The sequence below is a fragment of the Streptomyces sp. NPDC104309 genome, from assembly GCF_055584025.1.
On sequence record NZ_JBVJMV010000032.1, the window covers coordinates 24,168 to 43,057 of the forward strand.

Consider the following 18,890-nt stretch of genomic DNA (forward strand, 5'->3'; position numbering starts at 1 on the left):
AGTGGTTCTTTCAGGGCAGTACGTGGAGGGGAACATGGCCGAGTTCACGCTCGAACTCAACGACGACCAGAAGCAGGTCCGTGACTGGCTTCACGGCTTCGCCGCGGATGTGATCCGTCCGGCGGCCTCGGAGTGGGACGAGCGTGAGGAGACCCCCTGGCCCGTCATTCAGGAGGCGGCCAAGGTCGGCATCTACTCCCTCGACTTCTACGCCCAGCAGTTCTTCGACCCGACGGGTCTCGGCATCCCGATGGCGATGGAGGAGCTCTTCTGGGGCGACGCGGGCATCGCCCTGTCGATCGTCGGTACGGGCCTGGCGGCCGTGGGCGTCCTCGCCAACGGCACCGAGGAGCAGATCGGCACCTGGATCCCGCAGATGTACGGCGACGCGGACGACGTCAAGGTCGCGGCCTTCTGTTCCTCCGAGCCGGACGCGGGCTCCGACGTCGCCTCGATGCGCACCCGTGCGGTGTACGACCAGGCGAAGGACGAATGGGTGCTGAACGGCACAAAGACCTGGGCGACCAATGGCGGCATCGCCAACGTTCATGTCGTCGTCGCCGTGGTCGACCCGGAGCTCGGCTCCAAGGGGCACGCCTCGTTCATCGTGCCGCCGAACACCCCCGGTCTCTCCCAGGGGCAGAAGTTCAAGAAGCACGGCATCCGCGCCTCGCACACCGCCGAGGTGGTCCTGGAGGACGTCCGGGTTCCCGGTCACTGCCTGCTCGGCGGCAAGGAGAAGCTCGACCAGCGCCTGGCGCGGGCCCGTGAGCGTGCCGCGTCCGGTGGCGAGCGGGTGAAGAACGCGGCGATGGCCACCTTCGAGGCCTCGCGCCCCGCGGTCGGCGCCATGGCGGTCGGCACCGCCCGTGCGGCGTACGAGGTCGCGCTGGACTATGCGAAGACCCGCACCCAGTTCGGCCGGCCGATCATCGACAACCAGGGCGTCGCCTTCCAGCTCGCCGACATGCGCACCCGGATCGACGCGGCCCGGCTGCTGGTCTGGCGTGCTTCCTGGATGGCCACCACCGGCAAGCCGTTCACCTCGGCCGAGGGCTCCATGTCCAAGCTGTACGCGAGCGAGACGGCGAAGAAGGTCACCGCACAGGCCGTCCAGATCCTCGGCGGCAACGGCTTCACCCGTGAGTACCCGGTGGAGCGGATGCACCGCGACGCGGCGATCTACACGATCTTCGAGGGCACGAGCGAGATTCAGCGCCTGGTCATCGCCCGCACCCTCTCGGGCATGCCGATTCGCTAGGGTTTTTCGTCCGGATCGGGCGAGTCCGGCAGGACCCGGACGAAAGACTCCAGGGCCTCTCGTTCGGAACCTGTCGAGCTGATCCGAACGAAAGACCCCGGGCGCACCGGCCCGCGGGGTCGGTGCGCGCGCCCGATCGCCCAAGGGGCGGGACGTCGGCCCGTTCCGGCGATGGAGCACCGGGCCGAGGTCCGGCGGCCGACGCGGCGAATTGGTCAGGAGGGCAGCTGCGACTCGATGGCGGCGATGAGCTCCGGGTCCTCCGGCTCCGTGCGCGGGCGCAGTCGCGCGACCGGCTCACCCGCCGGCGAGATGAGGAACTTCTCGAAGTTCCACTGGACGTCACCGGCCTCGCCGTCCGCGTCCGCGAGGCCGGTCAGCTCGGTGTACAACGGGTGGCGCCCCTCCCCGTTGACGTCGGTCTTCTCCAGCAGCGGGAAGCTGACACCGTACGTCGTCGAGCAGAACGTCCGGATCTCCTCCGGGGTCCCCGGCTCCTGACCCGCGAACTGGTTGCAGGGCACGCCGAGAACGGTGAAGCCGCGGTCCGCGTACGCGTTCTGGAGTTGTTCCAGGCCCGCGTACTGCGGGGTGAGTCCGCACTTCGACGCGACGTTCACCAACAGAACCGCCTTGCCGCGGTAGTCGGCCAGAGAGGTGGGCTCGCCGGTGAGCGTGCGCAGGGGGATGTCGTACAGCGTCATGAGGCTCTCCTTGTAAGAGTGGCTTCCATGACCATTGTCACGCCCACAGGTTGATCGGCACGAATCCGACTGCCCGGCCGTCCGGATCCAACAGTCGGCCCATCAGCTTCACGGCGCGCAGGGCGACCACCCGGTCGGCGATCCGCAGATGGGGGAGGGTTGCGGCGAGACGCACCTCCAGAGCCTGGGCGTCGACGAGGGAGGAGACCCATACCGTCGCGATCAGGTTCCGCGGGCCGGCCAGCGCCAGGCACTGCCGGATCTCCGGCAGCTTCGCCAACTCCCGTGCGGTGGAGTCGAGATGCTCGGCCGCCACGGTGCCGAAGAAGGTGACGGCGACCGGTGAACCGGACAGCGAGCGGGCCAGGTCGCAGCGCAGCACCAGCCGGCCCGATTCCAGCAGCCGGTTCAGTCGGCGGCTCGCGGTGTTCACCGAGATGTCCAGCACCTCGGCGAGTTCACTGAGCGACATGCGCCCGTTCTCGCCGATCGCCGTGACCAGCTCGGCGTGCGCAGGCAGTTGTTGCGGGCCGCCCGCCGCCGCCCGGCGGGAAACGGCCAGTGCCTCCTGCTGCGAGCGGCTCAGACTCATCAGCCGCCAGACGCTGCCCTCGGTGTAGCTACGGGTGATCAGATGTGCCCTGGTCGCCGTGATGCCGGAGATCGAGCCGAGCCGGTCCACGATGTAGCGCGAGAGCGCGCCGAAAGTGGTGGCCATCGCCGTGATCAGCAGATCGCGGCCGCCCGCCGCATGCTCCACCGTCACCGCGTGCGGATCCGTGGACAGGGTGTCAGCCACCGCTCCGGCCTGCCCGGGTGCGCAGTCGATCTCGATCAGTGCGCCGCCGCCCGCGTCCCTGTACGGATAGGCCGTCACCCAGGCGTGTCCGGCCGCGCGCAGCCGCTCCCAGCGCCTGGCCACAGTCGCGGCATCGACATCCAGAGCCTTCGCCAGCTCCGACCAAGGCGCTCGCGGACTGATCTGGAGGGCGTTGACCAGGGCCAGATCGAGCTCACTGAGGGGGGACAAGATTTCGGTCATCAGGCGTCCGCTTCTCAAGTCGCTGTGGGAAAAATCTGCATTGGATGTTGATTCATGACAGGAAAAAGCAATTCCATGCCACCTTTTGATCGGAGACTAGCATCGCCGTACCCCAACAAATCCAGCCACTTTCTTGACTCCGGAGATGCGACGTGCAGCAGCCTTTCGCCACTCTTGCCGAGGCGGCCTCGGCCCTGCGTGCGGGCACCATCGGCAGTCGGGAGCTGGTCGACGCCGCGCTCGCCGACGCAGCGGAACTCGACCCGCTGCTCGGTGTGTATGTGACCCGCTTCCCGGAACAGGCGCGTGCCGCCGCGCGGGCAGCCGATGCCCGGTCCGCCGCTGAACGCGGCCCGCTGCACGGACTGCCGCTCGCCGTGAAGGACAACCTCGCCACCGTCGAAGGTCCGGTCACCGCACAGAGCCCGGTCCACGATCCCGACTGGTGGCGCGGCCTCGACGCACCGGCCGTCGCCCGGCTGCGGACGGCCGGGGCCGTAGTCCTGGGGAAGACCACCATGGCCGAATACGCCATGGGCCGCCCCGACCCGGCGCACTCCTTCCCTGTGCCGCGCAATCCCTGGGACCCCGAACGCTGGACCGGCGGATCGAGTACCGGGAACGGCGCGGGCATCGCCGCCGGACTCTTCCTCGGGGCCCTCGGCACCGACACATCCGGCAGCGTCCGGCTGCCCGCCGCGCTCTGTGGCACCACCGGTCTGAAGACCACCTACGGACTGCTGCCGGCCAAAGGCTGCGTACCGCTCAGCCCCTCGCAGGACGTCCTCGGGCCGATGGCCGTGAGCGCCCGCGACTGCGCACTCCTCCTCGCTGCGCTGACCGGACACCCGCAACGGCCCGCCGCGCCGGAGGAAGTACGCGGGCTGCGTATAGGTGTCCCGTACGCGCTCACCGACGGTCCTGGAATCACCGAGGAGTGCCGTACCGCCTTCCGTGCCTCCCTGCGACAGCTGAGTGAACTCGGTGCGGAAATACGGGAGTTCGAATTTCCCGAGTTCGGTTCACTGCTCGCCGTGAACGCCGTCACGATGCTGGCCGAGGCCTTTGCCGTGCACGGCCGGCGGCTCGCCGCCGACTGGGACGGCCACGGCCGCGGCTTTCGCCGGCTCACCGCCGCAGGAGCCGTACTGCCCGCACACCTCTATCTCCGTACCCAGTACAGCCGCGAACGTCTCACCGCACGCCTGCTGGAGCGAATGGACGGCCCTGCCGGAGTGGACCTGATCGCCACCCCGACCTGGCCCGCACCCGCCCGCCCGTACGCGCGGGAAGCGGCGCCCGGCGACGAACTGAACCTCACCGCCGTCTGGAACCCCACCGGCTTCCCGGCCCTCGCGCTGCCCATGGGCGCCGACCCCGCCGGACTACCGCTCTCCCTCCAACTGGTCGGCCGCCCCCACGCGGAGAACACCCTGCTCGGTGTGGGCGAAGCCTTCCAGAGAGCAACCACCTGGCATCTGCGCCGGGCCGCGCCCGATCCCCGGCACCGGCCCACGCCGCTGCGGGACCCGGACAGCGCGGGGGCGATTGAAGATCCCCCCATGCCGTCCGCGACTCCCACCGTGGACAGCCGAAGCAGCCATGTCGCGGACACGCTGGCAGCCGTCGGCATCACCCCCGGGCCAGCTGATCTGGCCGCCGTGCAGGCCGTGGCCCACGCACTCCTCAAGGCCGGAGAACAGCCGGCCGCCTGACTCCGTCTCCGGTCGCAGTCGAACCTGCCTCCGGACGCGCGAACACCCTGCCACGCGCGCCCCGACACACCTGGTGACACCCCGAAAGCCCTCCTGACCCACCCGCCGCGCCCGTGCGCGCGGCCGTGCCCAAGTGGAGAACCCATGTCGCGTATCCAGCCCACCACGGGCGTAGGCGCGCCGGGCCTCGGCGGCGCCCGCGTCGCCGCAGTCGTCGGTTTCCTGGTCTTCGTCGAGCTGACCAGCGGCATCATTCAAGGGATGATGCCGAGCCTCCTGCCGGAGCTCGGCTCCTTGCTGAACGTCGGTGTAGGTGACCTCAATTGGGTCAATGCCGCACAACTCCTCGCCGCCGCCGTCTCCGTCCCGCTCTTCGGCCGTCTCGGCGACATGTACGGCCATCGGCGACTGCTCCGTATCGCCGTCCTCTGTCTCGTCGCCGGTTCCGTTCTGGTCGCCTGGTCGCCCTCGTTCGGGCTGCTGCTCCTCGGCCGGGTCCTGCAGGGCCCGCTCGCGGCCCTCCTTCCACTGGAGATCGGTCTGGTCCGTGACCGTCTCGACGCTGCGGGAGCCCGCGCTGCCATCGCCCTGCTTGTCGGCGCGCTCACCTTCGGCGCAAGTGCCGGAACGGTCATCTCGGGACTGCTCCGTGAGGTCATCCCCTCCGCGCACGGCGTGCTGTGGATACCGGCCACCGCCACCGTCCTCTGCGCGGGAGTCGTCTTCTTCCTGGTGCCCGAGTCGATGGCCCGTGCGCGGGGCAAGGTCGACTGGACCGGTGCCGGACTGCTCAGCGTCGGACTCGCCACTCTGCTGCTAGGAATATCCCAGGGCCCCAAGTGGGGCTGGACCGACACCTACACGCTCACACTGCTCGTGGTTGCCGTCATCACGCTCGTCTCCTGGGTCGTCGTCGAGCTCCGGGTCCCCGAGCCGATCGTCGACATCCGCCTCACCGTGCGGCGCACCCTGCTTCCGGTGTACGCGGCGAGCTTCCTGCTCGGCACCGCCCTGTTCGGTGCTCAGACCGCCTCGGTGGTCTTCCTCTCCTCGCCGCCGGACAAGCTCGGTTACGGGTTCGGCTACGACGCCCTCGGCATCGCCTGGCTGATGCTGCCCTCCGGAGCGATGGCGTTCCTGGCGTCACTCGTTGCGTCCCGGCTCTTCAAGCTCATCGGCGGACGTGGTGCTCTCGCGCTCAGCGGCGCACTGATGGTGATCGGCTATGTGTTCCTGATCGTCGCCCATGACGAGCCCTGGCAGTTCGTCGTCGTCAACGCCGTCGTCGGCTCGGGAATCGGTCTGGCCCTCAGCGCCATGCCCGTCCTGATCGTCGAATCCAGCCCCCACGAGCGCACGGCCATCGCCACCGGCATCTACAACACCGCCAAGACGGTGGGGGGTTCCGTTGCAGGTGCTGTGTTCGCGGCGATCCTTACCGCCATCACGTTCAAGGGCACCGAGATCCCCACGGTCGATGCCTATACCACCGTGTGGTGGTGCTGCGCCGGGGTCTCGGCCCTGATCGCCGTCGCGGCAGCCGTCGTGGCCCGCCCCCGCACCGCTGAAAACCGCTGATCAACCCACCGTCCTGTCACCATCGCACCATCATCAGGGAAGGAAACGAGCCATGCCCGCCCCCACCACCCCCGTATTCCTGCACAACGGTCTGCTCATCGACGGCACAGGGGGTGAGCCGGTCCGCGACGGTGCGGTACTCATCCAGGACGGGCTGGTCCGCTGGGTGGGCCGTACCCCGGACCGCCCCGAACTCTCCGAAGACACCCGGCACATCGATGTCCGTGGCGATGCGATCCTGCCCGGCTTCATCGACTGCCATGTCCATATGTCGGCCCCCGGCGGCGCCCTCAATCACGCCGAAATCGCGGCGATGCCCGGCTCGTTGCGTACGTTTCTCGCCGCACCCAGGATGAAGCAGACGTTGGAGGCCGGCGTCACCACCGCCCGCGATCTCGGCGGCGCCGACGCGGGGCACAAGAGGGCCGTCGAGTCCGGACTGCTGGTCGGGCCGCGCCTGCTGGTCGCGGTCGCGATGCTGAGCCCGACCGGTGGCCACGGGGACTTCCGGATGGCCACGGACAACGGGGAGAACGACCCCGGGATGAGCCGCCTCGCCGACGGGCCCGCCGAATGCCGCAAGGCCGTGCGCGGCGTGCTGCGCCAGGGCGCCGACTGCATCAAGGTCGCGGCGACCGGTGGTGTGTGGAGCCCCACCGACCAGCCCGACGACGACGGTTTTCTGGAGGACGAGATCCGCACGATCACCGAGATCGCCGCCGGGCACCGTGGCAAGAAGGTCGCCGCCCACGCCCAGGGCCGCGGCGGCATCCTCAACGCGGTGCGGGGCGGCGTCGCCAGCGTCGAGCACGGCTACGAGATAGATGACGAGGCCATCGACCTGATGCTGGAGCGCGGTACCTTCCTCGTGCCGACCCTCACCACGGCCAACACCGACCCGGACCCCAAGAAGGCGGCGCCCTGGGCGTACGCGAAGAAGAAGCACTGGCAGGAGGTCGCCCGCCGGCACATCCCGCACGCCATCGAGCGTGGCGTGCGCGTCGCGATGGGCACCGACTGCGGCATAGCGGCGCACGGAACCAACCTGCGGGAGCTGGGTCACCTCGTCGACTGCGGCATGACTCCGATGGGCGCCCTGCGCGCGGGTACGAGCGAGGCCGCCGAACTCCTGGGCCTCGCCCACGAGATCGGCACGCTCGAACCCGGGAAGCGCGCCGATGTCGTCGTCGCCCGGGGGAACCCGCTCACCGACATCCACGCCCTCGGCAGGCCGGAGAACATCCTGCTGGTGATGAAGGACGGTGTTGCCTACAAGGACGTGGACGGGCTCGCTGCCTGATCCGACGACTCCTGTACGAAGCCGACCGCCTTGTAGTAGAGGGTCGTCGGCTTCAGGGCCCCCGCCGGATCGGCGGCGTAGTCCGGAATCGATCCGCACTCCGTCCAGCCCGCCGAACGGTAGAGCCGTTCGGCGGGGCTGCCGCTCTCGGTGTCCAGTACCAGCAGCGTGATCCCCGACTCCGCGGCCGACCGTTCGACGGCGGCGAGCAGTGACCGGCCCAGCCCCTGGCCGCGCGCCGACGGGCGGACCATCAGCTTGGCCACCTCGGCGCGGTGACGGGCGTTCGGCAGCGGAGCCCGGACCAGGCCGATGGTCCCGGTCACCCGTTCCGCGTCCCGGGCGATCCAGACCTGGAAGTGTCCGGCGTCGACGGCCCCGGCCCTCTTTCGCCACCAGGCGGCGGCCGTGTCACGCTCCAGCGGAGCGAGGAAGCCCACCGACGATCCGCCGTTCACGGTCTCCACCAGCAGGGCAGCCAACTCGTCGGCGTAGGTGACCAGTTCGGGTCCGGAGGCCGGGGCGATCTCGATCACGAGGCGGGTCCTCTCTCGGTGTTCACAGCAGTCACGGTTCTTACGGTTCTCATGGCAGGACGATCACCAGTGCGTAGCGGACCTGCTCCGGTCCCGGGCAGTGGAAGTGCGAAGGGCCGCGCAGTCGGAAGCGCAGACAGTCACCGCTGCGCACGGTGTGCATGATGCCGTCGACGGTGATCTCGACCGTCCCCTCCAGCGCCCAGACATGCTGCTCCGCCCCGGACACGGGTGCGTTCTCGTATGCGATGGCGGCCCCCGCGTCGAGGGTGCCCTCGATGATCTCCGCGCGCAGGCCGGTGTGCGGTGGCGAGACCGAGCGGCGCACGAAGCCCGACGCGTCGTCCCGCCACACCGGTTGCCGCGCGGCGGGAACGAGCTGCGGTGGTTCTGCCTCCACTTCCATCAGCAGCCGGGACATGGTCCGCTCGTAGACCGTGCACAACGTGCCCAGCAGAGCGGCGGTCGGGCTCAACTCGCCGCGCTCCAGCCGGGACAGCGTGGAGCGGCTCACCCCGCTGTGCCGGGACAGCTCGTCCAGCGACCAGCCGCGTTGGGTACGCAGTTCGCCCAGCCGCGCGGCGAGCCGGGCGTCGACGGAGCCGGGCTCCGCCCCACCAAATTCTCTCATGTTGGAGAGGATATCTCTGATGGGAGAATCACTGTCGGGGGGAGGCGGCCGGACGTGGTCGTTCTGCTGACTCGGTGCGGACGTGCCACGCTGGTGCGGGGAGGCTCGGGCGGGCCCACTCGGGTCCGCCGGATCGCTCTGCTAACCGAGGAGGCCGAGTATGGCCAGTACCAGCAGCGGGCCGAGTGTGGCGCGTGACACCATCCCGAGTCCGCATCCCTTCCGGTACGGCTGGACCGCTTTCGCCGGAATCCTGATGATCTTCGGTGGGGCGATGGCGATCTTCGAAGGCATCGCCGCCATCGGCAGGGACAACGTGTTCCTCGCCACGCACAACTATGTCTTCCGGTTCAGCCTCACCGGCTGGGGCTGGATCCACCTCATTCTGGGCATCGTCATCCTCCTCGCCGGTTGTGCGCTGTTCACCGGAGCCCCGTGGGCACGCGTCGTGGGCATCGTGCTGGCGGGCCTGGGCGCACTCGCCAACTTCGTATGGCTGCCCTTCTACCCGTTGTGGTCGATCGTGCTCATCGCGATCAATGTCTTCATCCTCTGGGCGCTGTGCGCGAGCCCGCAGGAGCAGAAGGCGGTCTGAGGCCGCGCTCGGCCTGTCGTCCTTGGTCCTTTCGCGCGCCGGCAACCGACCGCGCGCCGGGTGCCGGCGGATGCCTCAGTCCTTCCCGGAGGCATTCCCGGGCCGGGCAGCATCCGGTCGTGCCGGAACCGGCCCCGCGCCGGACCGCTCGCGGTCCGGCGTCTGAGCACGGCCGTGCCCAGGCCCGTGGCACAGGGCGCCCCTGCACCACGTCGGCGGGGGCGGGCCGGGCGATCACAGCCCGCCGGGCGGATAGTGGAGTGCACAGGGGTCCGCCTGGGATGGGACGCTCATGGACCGATACCCCCCTATCGCCGAACACGGGCTGGTGGGCGATCTGCAGACCGCCGCACTGGTTTCCTCGCAGGGCGTGGTCGACTGGTTCACCGCCCCGAGGTTCGATTCCCCCAGCATCTTCGCCGCACTGCTCGACCACGACCGCGGCGGCCGCTTCCGGCTGTCTTCCGCCGCCCCCGGGAACTCCTGTCGACAGCTCTATTACCCGGACACCGCGGTCCTGGTCACCCGCTTCATGTCGCCGGACGGGGTCGGTGAGGTGCTCGACTGGATGCCATCGGAACGCTCCGGGATCCCTACCGAACGGCACACCCTGGTGCGGGCCGTGCGCACGGTGCGTGGGACCGTTCGCTTCACGATGGAATGCCGGCCCCGGTTCGACTACGGTCGCGCTTCCCACGCGCTCGAACTGCGCCCCGGGGGAGCCGTGTTCCGGGCGCCGGGGATCGCCGCGCACCTGTTGACCAGCTTCCCCGTGGCACGCGACGGACAGGATGCCCTGGGCGAAGTGGTGCTGAACGTCGGGGAGTCGGCGGTGGCGGTCTTCACCGTCTGTGCCGCGGACGGGCCCGCGCCACCGGTGCCGACCGTCGACGGAACCATCGAACAGCTTTGGGAGACCGTCGACTTCTGGCAGCGCTGGGTGGGCGTCTCGCACTACCGGGGCCGCTGGTCCGACATGGTCAACCGCTCCGCCATCACCCTCAAGCTCCTCACCTACGCACCCTCCGGCGCGCCCGTCGCCGCGGCGACGATGGGCCTGCCCGAACAGGTCGGCGGCGAACGCAACTGGGACTACCGCTACACCTGGGTCAGGGACGGCTCGCTGTCTGTCCGGGCCCTGCTCGACCTGGGGTTCGTCGACGAGGCGACCGCCTTCACGCACTGGCTCGGCGACCGGCTCCGGGACGGCGGGGAACCCGGGGCCGAAGCCCTGCGGATCATGTACCGCGTCGACGGGGAGCCCCTGCTGAGGGAGGAGACCCTGGAGCACTTCGAGGGCTACCGCGGCTCGTACCCGGTACGGCTCGGCAACGCCGCCGCCGATCAGTTGCAGCTCGACATCTATGGCGAGGTCCTCTACGCCCTGTCCGAAGCGCACGAGGTGGGTGTCCAGGCGGGATACCGGGGCTGGAAGGCCGTGGCCCGGACGCTGGACTGGCTCGTGGACGTCTGGGACCGGCCCGACGAGGGCATCTGGGAGACCCGCGGGGGGCGCCAGGACTTCACCTACAGCCGGGTGATGTGCTGGGCCGCCTTTGACCGCGGCCTGCGCCTGGCGGCCGAGTTCAGCAGACCGGCCGCCACTGCCCGGTGGACCGGGGTCAGGGACACGATTCTCGAACAGGTGATGGAGCGCGGATGGAGCGAATCGGAGCAGGCGTTCGTCCAGCACTACGGCGGTGGGGTGCTCGACGCCTCACTGCTGCTGATGCCCAGGGTGGGGTTCCTCGCCCCCAAGGATCACGGCTGGCTGGCCACGCTCGACGCCATGGACCGTACCCTGGTGTCCGACAGCCTTGTCCACCGTTACGACCCCGCCGCCTCCCCGGACGGACTGCGGGGCTCCGAGGGCACGTTCAGTTTCTGCACCTTCCTGTACGTCGATGCCCTGGCCCGCGCCGGCCGGCTGCGCAAGGCGCGCTACACCTTCGAGAAGATGCTCACGTACGCCAACCATGTCGGCCTCTTCGCGGAGGAGATCGGCCCCAGTGGCGAGCAACTGGGCAATTTCCCCCAGGCGTTCACCCATCTCTCGCTCATCATGGCCGCCCGCACCCTCGACGAGGCACTGGACCGGGCACGTGACCGGGAGCGCCACTGACGGCTGCGACGACCGTCCCGCGGGCGGATCAGGCCGACAGCCGTCGGGGCGGGGGACTCAGCAGGACGGCCGTGTCGCCCGGCCGCGCGGTCGGGGTGCGGGTGTGCGTGACCGGTGCGAGCCGTCCGTCCGGGCGGACGACGAACAGCACGTCGTGCCCGGCCGGAAGGTCCCCGTCGACCCGATGGGTCACCACCCGGGCCCCGGCCTCGTACCGACGGGCCAGCTCCGGCCCCGTCAGTCCCGTACCGAAGAGCGCTTCGCCTCCGGTGTACGGCGCCACCACGCCCTGGCCGCCGGTGGGCGGCCCGAGACGGTGGACGGGGCCTTCGACGCTCTCCCGCAGCGTCATGGCGGCGAGCGCGTTGAAGTCGTCCTCCTCGGTGAGCAGCAGAACGCCGGTGATTCCCTCCAGCTCCGCCCCGGCCCCGGTGGCCGCCGCCAGCAGCTCACCCGGTGCCAAGGAGAGCCCGGCCGCTTCGATCCGCGCCCGCTGGCCGTCGGCACCCGCCCACATCAGCACGTCCAGTCCGGCCGAACTCAGCGCACGCCCCAGGTCGACCGCCCAGGGCGCCCCGCCGACCAGCAGCGGCCGGGACCGCGCCGGGCGCAGCACTCCGAGCCGCCGGGCGAAGGGAAACGCCGTGAGGCCGTACACCATGACGGTGGCCACGATCACGACGAACGTGGCGGGCAGGATCCTTTCGGCGCCGTCGACGCCCTGCGCCACCAGAGTGGCCGAGAACGTGGAGGCGGTCGCCGCCGCGACGATGCCACGCGGAGCCATCCACCCGACGAACCACCGTTCCCCGTCGCGGACATCGGTGCCGGCGGTCGACACGAGTGCCACGAGCGGTCTGATCACCAGAATCAGGAAGGCGACCAGGGCGAGCGCCGGCAGCACCACATGCCGCAGCGAGGCAGGAGTGACCGTGGCCGAGATGGAGATGAACAGCAGTCCGATGATCAGCGAGACCAGGGTGTCGAAGAACGGTCGGCGCGCCGGAATGTCCAGACCGGGCAGGTTCGCCACGGCCATCCCCATCACCACCGCGGAGATGAGCCCCGTGTCGTCACGGAGCGCGTCACAGACGCCCGCGACACCGATCACGGCGGCGAACTGTACCGAGGCCGCCAACTCCTCGCTCAGCCGTACATGACGAAGCAGCAGCCACAGCAGACACGCGCCGGCCGCACCGCCCACCGCGCCCACCGCGGCGCCGGCCGAGAACTGTGCCAGCTGGCTCCCGAAGCCCCGGCGCTCACCCGCGACGACACCGTGGAAGACGAGCGCCCCCAGGATGCCGCCGACGGGGTCGATGAGGGCGCCCTCCCACATGAGGATGCGTTGCAGCCGTTCGGTGGGCCGTACGAAGTTGAGCAGCGGACCGACGACCGTCGGCCCGGACACGACCAGGATCGCTCCCAGCATCACGGCCGCGCCCTTGGACATGGTCAGCACCGGTACGGCGAACAGCGCGGCGGACACCCAGGTCAGAAGCGCCCCGAACCAGAGCAGCCGGACCACGATGCGGCGCGTACAGCCCCGGAGCCTCTTGACGTCCAGGCCGAGTCCGGCGTCGTAGAGGATCACCGCCACCGCCAGGGAGACCAGCGGGGAGAAGGCGACACCCAGCAGTTTCTCGGGATTGACGTCGCCCGTCAGCGCCCCGGCGGTGAAGCCGACCGGCAGCAGGATCAGCAGCGCGGGGACGCGCAGCCGGCTCGCCAGCAGTTGCGAGCCGACCGCGAGCACCACGATGAGGCCCACGCCCACCAGCACGCGATCGGCCGTCATGTCCGGGCCTCCCGAGCCGCCGCGCCCCGACAGGTCGATGGATACGCCCGCGCACGGTTCCCGCGACGCCGTCGTCCTTCACCCACCCGGCGGTGCGGGACCGGCGGGACGCGTTCCCGGGCCGGGGGCCGTGTCAGCATGAGGAGGAGGCCCCGGCCGTCGGACTCCTCGGCCGCCTCCGGGGCGCGCGGGCGCCGACCGGTGGGTTTCACGACCAGCGCCTCGCGCCACCGTTCCAGCCCCATCTCCGTCTCCCCTCATCGGCGCGCGGCGACGCCGGAACCCCGCAGGAATCCGGGCCCGCCCGGCAGACCGTCCGCGCGCGACAACCATCCGCGGCGGCGGGGGACAGAAGGGTCGGGGCTCGCACCACTGGGCCATGGGGGTGACCCGCTGTCCGTCCAATGGCGTAACCGGGCCCGCGCACAGCCGCGTCCATGCCCGAGATGCGTTCCGGCCCACCCGCTGCTGCAATGGCGGAGGCCGTGGTCTCCGGCGGACCGGGGCAGTCGAGATGCTGAGGAGCTGGCGTGAGCGGCGAGAGCGACGAGACGGGACCGATCGACTACCTGGTGGTCGAGTTCCCGGCGGGCAGGCGGATGACGGGAGAAGGACTGCCTCTGCTGGTCGACCTGGTCGACCGGGGCATCATCCGCATCCTGGATCTGACCTTCGTCAGGAAGAACCAGGACGGCACGGTCGACGGAGTGGAGCTCGCCGAACTGACCGGAGACGGCGGCGACGAACTCACCGTGTTCGAAGGGGTGTCCTCGGGCCTGCTCGGCCAGGAGGACATCGACGAGGCGAGCGCGATTCTCGAACCCGGCAGTGCGGCCGGAATCCTCATCTACGAGAACGTGTGGGCGGGACCGTTCGCGGCCGCCCTGCGCCGCTCCGGAGGCCGAGTGGTCGCCGACGGCCGTATCCCGATCCATGAGCTCCTGGCCTCGCTCGACGCGGCCGAGGCCAGGGCCTGAGCCGCTCCCGGTCCCGTCGGACCGACCGTCCCCGCGCGGCTCGGCCGGGCCGACCGTTCCCGTGGAGCCAGTCAAAGGAGATGCACCATGCCAGGCCTTCTTCGCGGTGTCGCCCGTACAGCGGTGATCGCCGGAACCGCCACCTCGGTCTCCAACCGGGTCTCCCGGCGACAGGCGGGCCGCTGGGCGCAACAGGATGCCGTGCGGGCGCAGGCCCAGTCCGCCCCCGCAGCGCCTCCGTCTCCCGCGCCCACGTCTCTCGCGCCGGAGGACGAGATGAGCAACAAGATCGCTCAGCTCCAGGTGCTGGGTGACCTCAAGAGCCAAGGAGTGCTGAGCGACAGCGAGTTCGAGGCCCAGAAGGCCAGAGTCCTCGCCCTCTGACCGGATGGGCCGCAGGACCGGGGCCGCGTCCGGCTCACTTCCGCTTGTTGTCCCACGGAGTGCCCATCCACCTGTCGAAGGTGCGGATCAGCGCCGTCAGCGTGGCGGCGAGCCGCCGGTCGACCCACGGCGCGTGGACGTGGATCTCGTCGTCGTCCGACCAGAACTCCAGCGGGATCTCCTGGCCGGCCCGCCCGATGATGTGCCGCGGCCCGCGTGCCATGTCGCCGCCGCCGCTCAGGACACCGCCCACGCCGATGGCCACCTGGACGGGGAACAGCGGCCACCACACGTACCGCCGGAAGATCCGTCCCTTGAGGCCGACGCACGCTGCTCACCCGTGAACTCCTCCGTCGTGTGCTGTTCGGAAGTCGCAGATCGGAAGTCGCAGAGCAGCCGGGCGTCCTGCGAAGATCGATCCGTGGACTCCGCCGAACCCCTCCCCGTATCCGGGATCGTCTCCCTGCCCGACGACGGCCCGGCCGACCGCACCACCCGCCGACGGGTGGTGCGCTGCCGCATGTGCGGCCGCCCGCTCACCGGCACGGATTCACGCCGCACCGGCCTCGGCCCCGCCTGCGACGCCAAACTGCACCCGGCGGCGCCGGACATCCGCACCCGCCGCCACGAGGTCGAGCAGGACCCGCTCCCCGGAATCTGAGCCCCTGCTCGGCCAGGGTCTTTCGCTCGGATCAGGCCGGATCGGCGGGCGGGGCCCCGTGCCGGGGCACGCGGGCCCGGCATGATCCGAACGAGAGGCCCTACGCGTCCAGGCGGCGGAACAGCCCCTCCTGAACCACGGAAACCAGCAGATTGCCCCCGCGGTCATAGATCCGGCCGCGCGCCAGCCCCCGTCCGCCCGTGGCGACCGGCGACTCCTGGTCGTACAGGAACCATTCGTCGGCCCGGAACGGCCGGTGGAACCACATCGCGTGATCCAGCGACGCCATGTCGAAGCCGCGCGGACCCCAGAGCGGCTCCACCGGGATACGGACCGCGTCGAGCAGCGTCATGTCGCTGGCGTAGGTCAGGGCGCAGGTGTGCACGAGCGGGTCGTCGCCCAGCGGGCCGACCGCGCGCATCCAGACGGCGCTGCGCGGGTCCGCGCCCTCGACCTCCTCCTGAGTCCAGCGCAGCGGGTCGGCGTACCGGATGTCGAAGGGCTGCCGACGAGCCATCGTCTCCAGCGCCTCCGGCAGCGCCCCGAGGTGCTCGCGCACCTCCTCGGCCACGGTCGGCAGCTCCTCGGGGTCGGGGACCTCACGGGCGGGCGGCAGCTGGTGCTCGAAGCCCGCCTCCTCCGGGCGGTGGAAGGACGCCGTCAGATTGAAGATCGTCCGGCCCTGCTGGACGGCCGTGACCCGGCGGGTGGTGAACGACCGGCCGTCCCTGATGCGCTCGACCTCGTAGACGATCGGCACACCCGGACGACCCGGACGCAGGAAGTAGGCGTGCAGCGAATGCACCGGCCGCTCCCCGTCGGTGGTACGGCCGGCCGCCACCAGGGCCTGTCCGGCGACCTGCCCGCCGAAGACCCGCTGCAGGGACTCCTGCGGGCTGCGCCCACGGAATATGTTGACCTCGATCCGCTCCAGGTCGAGCAGATCGACCAAGCGCTCGGCGGGGTTCGTCATGTGGCTCGTCTCCACTCTCGCAGCGGCGCCGCCCCCACGGCGTACGCCCTCACAGCTGACCGACGGAGGTGACGCGGACCACGGCCCGGCCGTCCTCGTCGGACGCGGCCAGATCGATCTCCGCGCTGATGCCCCAGTCGTGGTCGCCGTTCGGGTCGGCGAAGGTCTGCCGGACCCGCCACAGACCGTGCGCGGCGTCCTCGTCGATCTTCAGCAGCTTCGGCCCGCGGGCATCCGGGCCCGTGCCCAGATCGTCGTACTCGTCCCAGTAGGCGTCCATCGCATCGCCCCAGGCGTCCTCGTCCCAGCCCGCGTCGCCGTCCAGCTCGCCGAGTTCGCCGACCTTGTCCAGCGCGGCCAGCTCCACCCGGCGGAACATCGCGTTGCGGACCAGCACCCGGAAGGCGCGGGCGTTGGCCGTGACCGGCTTGACCTCGTCGGCCCGCTCCTGCGCCTCCTCCGCGGTCTCGACCTCCGGGTTGGCGAGCTGCTCCCACTCGTCGAGCAGGCTGGAGTCCACCTGGCGGACCATCTCGCCGAGCCAGGCGATCAGGTCCTGAAGGTCCTCGGACTTGATGTCGTCCGGGATGGTGTGTTCCAGAGCCTTGTACGCGCTCGCGAGATAGCGCAGCACGATGCCCTCGGTGCGGGCCAGTTCGTAGTGGGAGGTGAACTCGGTGAACGTCATGGCGCGTTCGTACATGTCACGGATCACGGACTTGGGCGACACCGGGTGGTCGCCCACCCACGGGTGGCTCCTGCGGTACACGTCGTAGGCGTGCCACAGCAGCTCGCTCAGCGGCTTCGGGTACGTGACGTCCTGGAGCAGCTCCATGCGCTCCTCGTACTCGACGCCGTCGGCCTTCATCTGCCCGACCGCTTCGCCGCGCGCCTTGTTCTGCTGGGCGGCGAGGATCTGCCGCGGGTCGTCGAGCGTCGACTCGACGACGGAGACCATGTCCAGCGCGTACGAGGGGGAGTCGGGGTCCAGCAGGTCGAACGCGGCCAACGCGAAGGTGGACAGCGGCTGGTTGAGCGCGAAGTCCTGCTGGAGATCGACGGTGAGCCGGACGAGCCGGCCCTCCGCGTCCGGCTCGTCGAGCTGCTCCACGACGCCGCCGTCCAGCAGCGAGCGGTAGATCGCGATGGTCCGGCGGATGTGACGCAGCTGCGCCCTGCGCGGTTCGTGGTTGTCCTCCAGCAGGCGCCGCATCGCCTCGAAGGCGTTGCCGGGACGCGCGATCACGGACAACAGCATCGTGTGCGTGACGCGGAAGCGGGAGGTCAGCGGCTCCGGATCGGACTGGATCAGCTTGTCGAAGGTGGTCTCCGACCAGGCGACGAAGCCCTCGGGAGCCTTCTTGCGGACCACCTTGCGCTTCTTCTTGGGGTCGTCGCCCGCCTTCTTGACGGCCTTCTCGTTCTCGATGACGTGCTCGGGCGCCTGCGCCACGACGAAGCCCGCCGTGTCGAACCCGGCCCTGCCCGCGCGGCCCGCGATCTGGTGGAACTCCCGGGCCCGCAGCGTACGGACGCGGTTGCCGTCGTACTTGGTGAGCGCCGTGAACAGCACGGTGCGGATGGGTACGTTGACACCGACGCCGAGGGTGTCCGTACCGCAGATCACCTTCAGCAGGCCTGCCTGGGCGAGCTTCTCCACCAGGCGCCGGTACTTCGGCAGCATGCCCGCGTGGTGCACCCCGATGCCGTGGCGCACATAGCGGGAGAGGTTCTGGCCGAACTTGGTGGTGAAGCGGAAGTTGCCGATCACATCGGCGATCTTCTCCTTCTCCTCCTTGGTGCACATGTTGATGCTCATCAGGGACTGTGCCCGCTCGACGGCAGCGGCCTGGGTGAAGTGCACGATGTACACCGGCGACTGCCTGGTCTCCAGGAGCTCGGTGAGGGTCTCGGTGATCGGGGTCAGCCGGTACTCGTAACTGAGCGGCACCGGCCGGGTCGCGGAGCGCACCACGGATGTGGGGCGGCCGGTGCGGCGGGTCAGGTCCTCCTCGAACATCCTGACGTCGCCGAGCGTCGCCGACATCAGGACGAACTGGGCCTGCGGCAGCTCCAGGAGCGGGATCTGCCAGGCCCAGCCGCGGTCCGGCTCGGCGTAGAAATGGAACTCGTCCATCACGACCTGGCCGATGTCGGCGTACTTCCCGTCACGCAGCGCGATGGAGGCCAGCACTTCTGCCGTGCAGCAGATCACCGGGGCATCGGCGTTGACCGAGGCGTCGCCGGTGAGCATGCCGACGTTCTCCGTGCCGAACAGTTTGCACAGGTCGAAGAACTTCTCCGAGACCAGTGCCTTGATCGGCGCGGTGTAGAAGGTGACCTTGTCCTGAGCCAGCGCCGTGAAGTGCGCAGCAGCCGCGACCAGGCTCTTTCCGGATCCGGTCGGGGTGGAAAGGATCACATTCGCGCCGGAGACCACCTCGATCAGCGCCTCCTCCTGAGCGGGATAGAGGGTGATGCCCCGCGTCTTCGTCCATGACGAGAATGCCTCGAAGAGGGCGTCGGGGTCGTCGGTCGGGGGCAGCTGATCGATAAGGGTCACGCCCCCATCTTGCCTGCCTTCCGCCCGGATGAGGGAACCGGACGACCGTA

The 18,890-nt window shown here is 70.0% G+C and carries 17 protein-coding genes; 9 read left to right on the plus strand and 8 right to left on the minus strand.

Annotation, left to right across the window (positions count from 1 at the left end):
* The first annotated feature begins 34 nt into the window (after positions 1–34).
* On the plus strand, positions 35–1,261 hold the full coding sequence (locus ACZ68L_RS33470; protein WP_361454731.1) for an acyl-CoA dehydrogenase family protein: 1,227 nt from the start codon (positions 35–37) through the stop codon (positions 1,259–1,261).
* A 215-nt stretch (positions 1,262–1,476) separates the two neighbouring features.
* Here the strand turns inward: ACZ68L_RS33470 and ACZ68L_RS33475 are convergent, their stop codons facing one another.
* Both ACZ68L_RS33475 and ACZ68L_RS33480 read right to left on the minus strand, forming a co-directional pair.
* Positions 1,477–1,965, minus strand: a complete 489-nt coding sequence (locus ACZ68L_RS33475) for a glutathione peroxidase (protein WP_469584683.1) — start codon at positions 1,963–1,965, stop codon at positions 1,477–1,479.
* A gap of 37 nt (positions 1,966–2,002) precedes the next feature.
* Positions 2,003–3,007, minus strand: a complete 1,005-nt coding sequence (locus ACZ68L_RS33480; protein ID WP_469584686.1) for an Lrp/AsnC family transcriptional regulator — start codon at positions 3,005–3,007, stop codon at positions 2,003–2,005.
* A gap of 152 nt (positions 3,008–3,159) precedes the next feature.
* Here ACZ68L_RS33480 and ACZ68L_RS33485 point away from each other — a divergent pair, with 152 nt between their 5' ends.
* From ACZ68L_RS33485 to ACZ68L_RS33495, 3 genes are all read left to right on the plus strand, one after another.
* Positions 3,160–4,722 carry an amidase gene (locus ACZ68L_RS33485; protein WP_469584692.1) on the plus strand — a complete coding sequence of 521 codons (1,563 nt, stop codon included), beginning with the start codon at positions 3,160–3,162 and terminating at the stop codon, positions 4,720–4,722.
* Positions 4,723–4,866: 144 nt separating this feature from the next.
* Positions 4,867–6,300, plus strand: coding sequence for an MFS transporter (locus ACZ68L_RS33490; RefSeq protein WP_469584695.1), 1,434 nt, complete (start codon positions 4,867–4,869; stop codon positions 6,298–6,300).
* Positions 6,301–6,352: 52 nt separating this feature from the next.
* Positions 6,353–7,600 (plus strand): metal-dependent hydrolase family protein, encoded by a 1,248-nt coding sequence (locus ACZ68L_RS33495; RefSeq protein ID WP_469584698.1) that lies wholly within the window; start codon positions 6,353–6,355, stop codon positions 7,598–7,600.
* Here the strand turns inward: ACZ68L_RS33495 and ACZ68L_RS33500 are convergent.
* Both ACZ68L_RS33500 and ACZ68L_RS33505 read right to left on the minus strand, forming a co-directional pair.
* A complete protein-coding gene (locus tag ACZ68L_RS33500; RefSeq protein ID WP_469584701.1) occupies positions 7,570–8,136 on the minus strand; it encodes a GNAT family N-acetyltransferase in 567 nt (188 codons plus the stop codon). The genes ACZ68L_RS33495 and ACZ68L_RS33500 overlap by 31 nt on opposite strands.
* A gap of 49 nt (positions 8,137–8,185) precedes the next feature.
* Positions 8,186–8,767, minus strand: coding sequence for a helix-turn-helix domain-containing protein (locus tag ACZ68L_RS33505; protein ID WP_469584705.1), 582 nt, complete (start codon positions 8,765–8,767; stop codon positions 8,186–8,188).
* 160 nt (positions 8,768–8,927) lie between these two features.
* Here ACZ68L_RS33505 and ACZ68L_RS33510 point away from each other — a divergent pair, with 160 nt between their 5' ends.
* Positions 8,928–9,362, plus strand: coding sequence for a DUF7144 family membrane protein (locus tag ACZ68L_RS33510; protein ID WP_469584710.1), 435 nt, complete (start codon positions 8,928–8,930; stop codon positions 9,360–9,362).
* Between the two features lie 292 nt (positions 9,363–9,654).
* The gene (locus ACZ68L_RS33515; protein WP_469584714.1) at positions 9,655–11,484 is read left to right on the plus strand and encodes a glycoside hydrolase family 15 protein; all 1,830 of its coding nucleotides are present in this window, start codon (positions 9,655–9,657) and stop codon (positions 11,482–11,484) included.
* A 28-nt stretch (positions 11,485–11,512) separates the two neighbouring features.
* On the opposite strand, the gene ACZ68L_RS33520 is transcribed toward ACZ68L_RS33515, so the two are convergent.
* On the minus strand, positions 11,513–13,282 hold the full coding sequence (locus tag ACZ68L_RS33520; protein WP_469584718.1) for a cation:proton antiporter: 1,770 nt from the start codon (positions 13,280–13,282) through the stop codon (positions 11,513–11,515).
* A gap of 599 nt (positions 13,283–13,881) precedes the next feature.
* Here ACZ68L_RS33520 and ACZ68L_RS33525 point away from each other — a divergent pair.
* The gene (locus tag ACZ68L_RS33525) at positions 13,882–14,259 is read left to right on the plus strand and encodes a DUF6325 family protein (protein WP_469584807.1); all 378 of its coding nucleotides are present in this window, start codon (positions 13,882–13,884) and stop codon (positions 14,257–14,259) included.
* 87 nt (positions 14,260–14,346) lie between these two features.
* Positions 14,347–14,643 (plus strand): SHOCT domain-containing protein, encoded by a 297-nt coding sequence (locus ACZ68L_RS33530; protein ID WP_469584721.1) that lies wholly within the window; start codon positions 14,347–14,349, stop codon positions 14,641–14,643.
* Positions 14,644–14,677: 34 nt separating this feature from the next.
* On the opposite strand, the gene ACZ68L_RS33535 is transcribed toward ACZ68L_RS33530, so the two are convergent.
* Positions 14,678–14,935 (minus strand): hypothetical protein, encoded by a 258-nt coding sequence (locus tag ACZ68L_RS33535; protein WP_469584723.1) that lies wholly within the window; start codon positions 14,933–14,935, stop codon positions 14,678–14,680.
* A gap of 129 nt (positions 14,936–15,064) precedes the next feature.
* Between ACZ68L_RS33535 and ACZ68L_RS33540 the strand changes: the two genes are divergently transcribed.
* On the plus strand, positions 15,065–15,304 hold the full coding sequence (locus tag ACZ68L_RS33540; protein ID WP_469584726.1) for a DUF6011 domain-containing protein: 240 nt from the start codon (positions 15,065–15,067) through the stop codon (positions 15,302–15,304).
* Positions 15,305–15,404: 100 nt separating this feature from the next.
* Here ACZ68L_RS33540 and ACZ68L_RS33545 read toward each other — a convergent pair whose 3' ends face one another.
* Both ACZ68L_RS33545 and ACZ68L_RS33550 read right to left on the minus strand, forming a co-directional pair.
* Positions 15,405–16,277, minus strand: a complete 873-nt coding sequence (locus ACZ68L_RS33545) for an acyl-CoA thioesterase (RefSeq protein WP_469584728.1) — start codon at positions 16,275–16,277, stop codon at positions 15,405–15,407.
* Positions 16,278–16,326: 49 nt separating this feature from the next.
* Positions 16,327–18,840: a DEAD/DEAH box helicase gene (locus ACZ68L_RS33550; RefSeq protein WP_469584731.1), complete on the minus strand. Its 2,514-nt coding sequence runs from the start codon at positions 18,838–18,840 to the stop codon at positions 16,327–16,329.
* Between the last annotated feature and the right edge of the window lie 50 nt (positions 18,841–18,890).

What these genes read in the sequence shown, in the direction of transcription:
- ACZ68L_RS33545 (WP_469584728.1), bottom strand. Translation starts at nt 16,277, where the DNA reads ATGACGAACCCCGCCGAGCGCTTGGTCGATCTGCTCGACCTGGAGCGG.
- ACZ68L_RS33490 (WP_469584695.1), top strand. Translation starts at nt 4,867, where the DNA reads ATGTCGCGTATCCAGCCCACCACGGGCGTAGGCGCGCCGGGCCTCGGC.
- ACZ68L_RS33530 (WP_469584721.1), top strand. Translation starts at nt 14,347, where the DNA reads ATGCCAGGCCTTCTTCGCGGTGTCGCCCGTACAGCGGTGATCGCCGGA.
- ACZ68L_RS33475 (WP_469584683.1), bottom strand. Translation starts at nt 1,965, where the DNA reads ATGACGCTGTACGACATCCCCCTGCGCACGCTCACCGGCGAGCCCACC.
- ACZ68L_RS33480 (WP_469584686.1), bottom strand. Translation starts at nt 3,007, where the DNA reads ATGACCGAAATCTTGTCCCCCCTCAGTGAGCTCGATCTGGCCCTGGTC.
- ACZ68L_RS33495 (WP_469584698.1), top strand. Translation starts at nt 6,353, where the DNA reads ATGCCCGCCCCCACCACCCCCGTATTCCTGCACAACGGTCTGCTCATC.
- ACZ68L_RS33525 (WP_469584807.1), top strand. Translation starts at nt 13,882, where the DNA reads ATGACGGGAGAAGGACTGCCTCTGCTGGTCGACCTGGTCGACCGGGGC.
- ACZ68L_RS33505 (WP_469584705.1), bottom strand. Translation starts at nt 8,767, where the DNA reads ATGAGAGAATTTGGTGGGGCGGAGCCCGGCTCCGTCGACGCCCGGCTC.
- ACZ68L_RS33510 (WP_469584710.1), top strand. Translation starts at nt 8,928, where the DNA reads ATGGCCAGTACCAGCAGCGGGCCGAGTGTGGCGCGTGACACCATCCCG.
- ACZ68L_RS33470 (WP_361454731.1), top strand. Translation starts at nt 35, where the DNA reads ATGGCCGAGTTCACGCTCGAACTCAACGACGACCAGAAGCAGGTCCGT.
- ACZ68L_RS33515 (WP_469584714.1), top strand. Translation starts at nt 9,655, where the DNA reads ATGGACCGATACCCCCCTATCGCCGAACACGGGCTGGTGGGCGATCTG.
- ACZ68L_RS33520 (WP_469584718.1), bottom strand. Translation starts at nt 13,282, where the DNA reads ATGACGGCCGATCGCGTGCTGGTGGGCGTGGGCCTCATCGTGGTGCTC.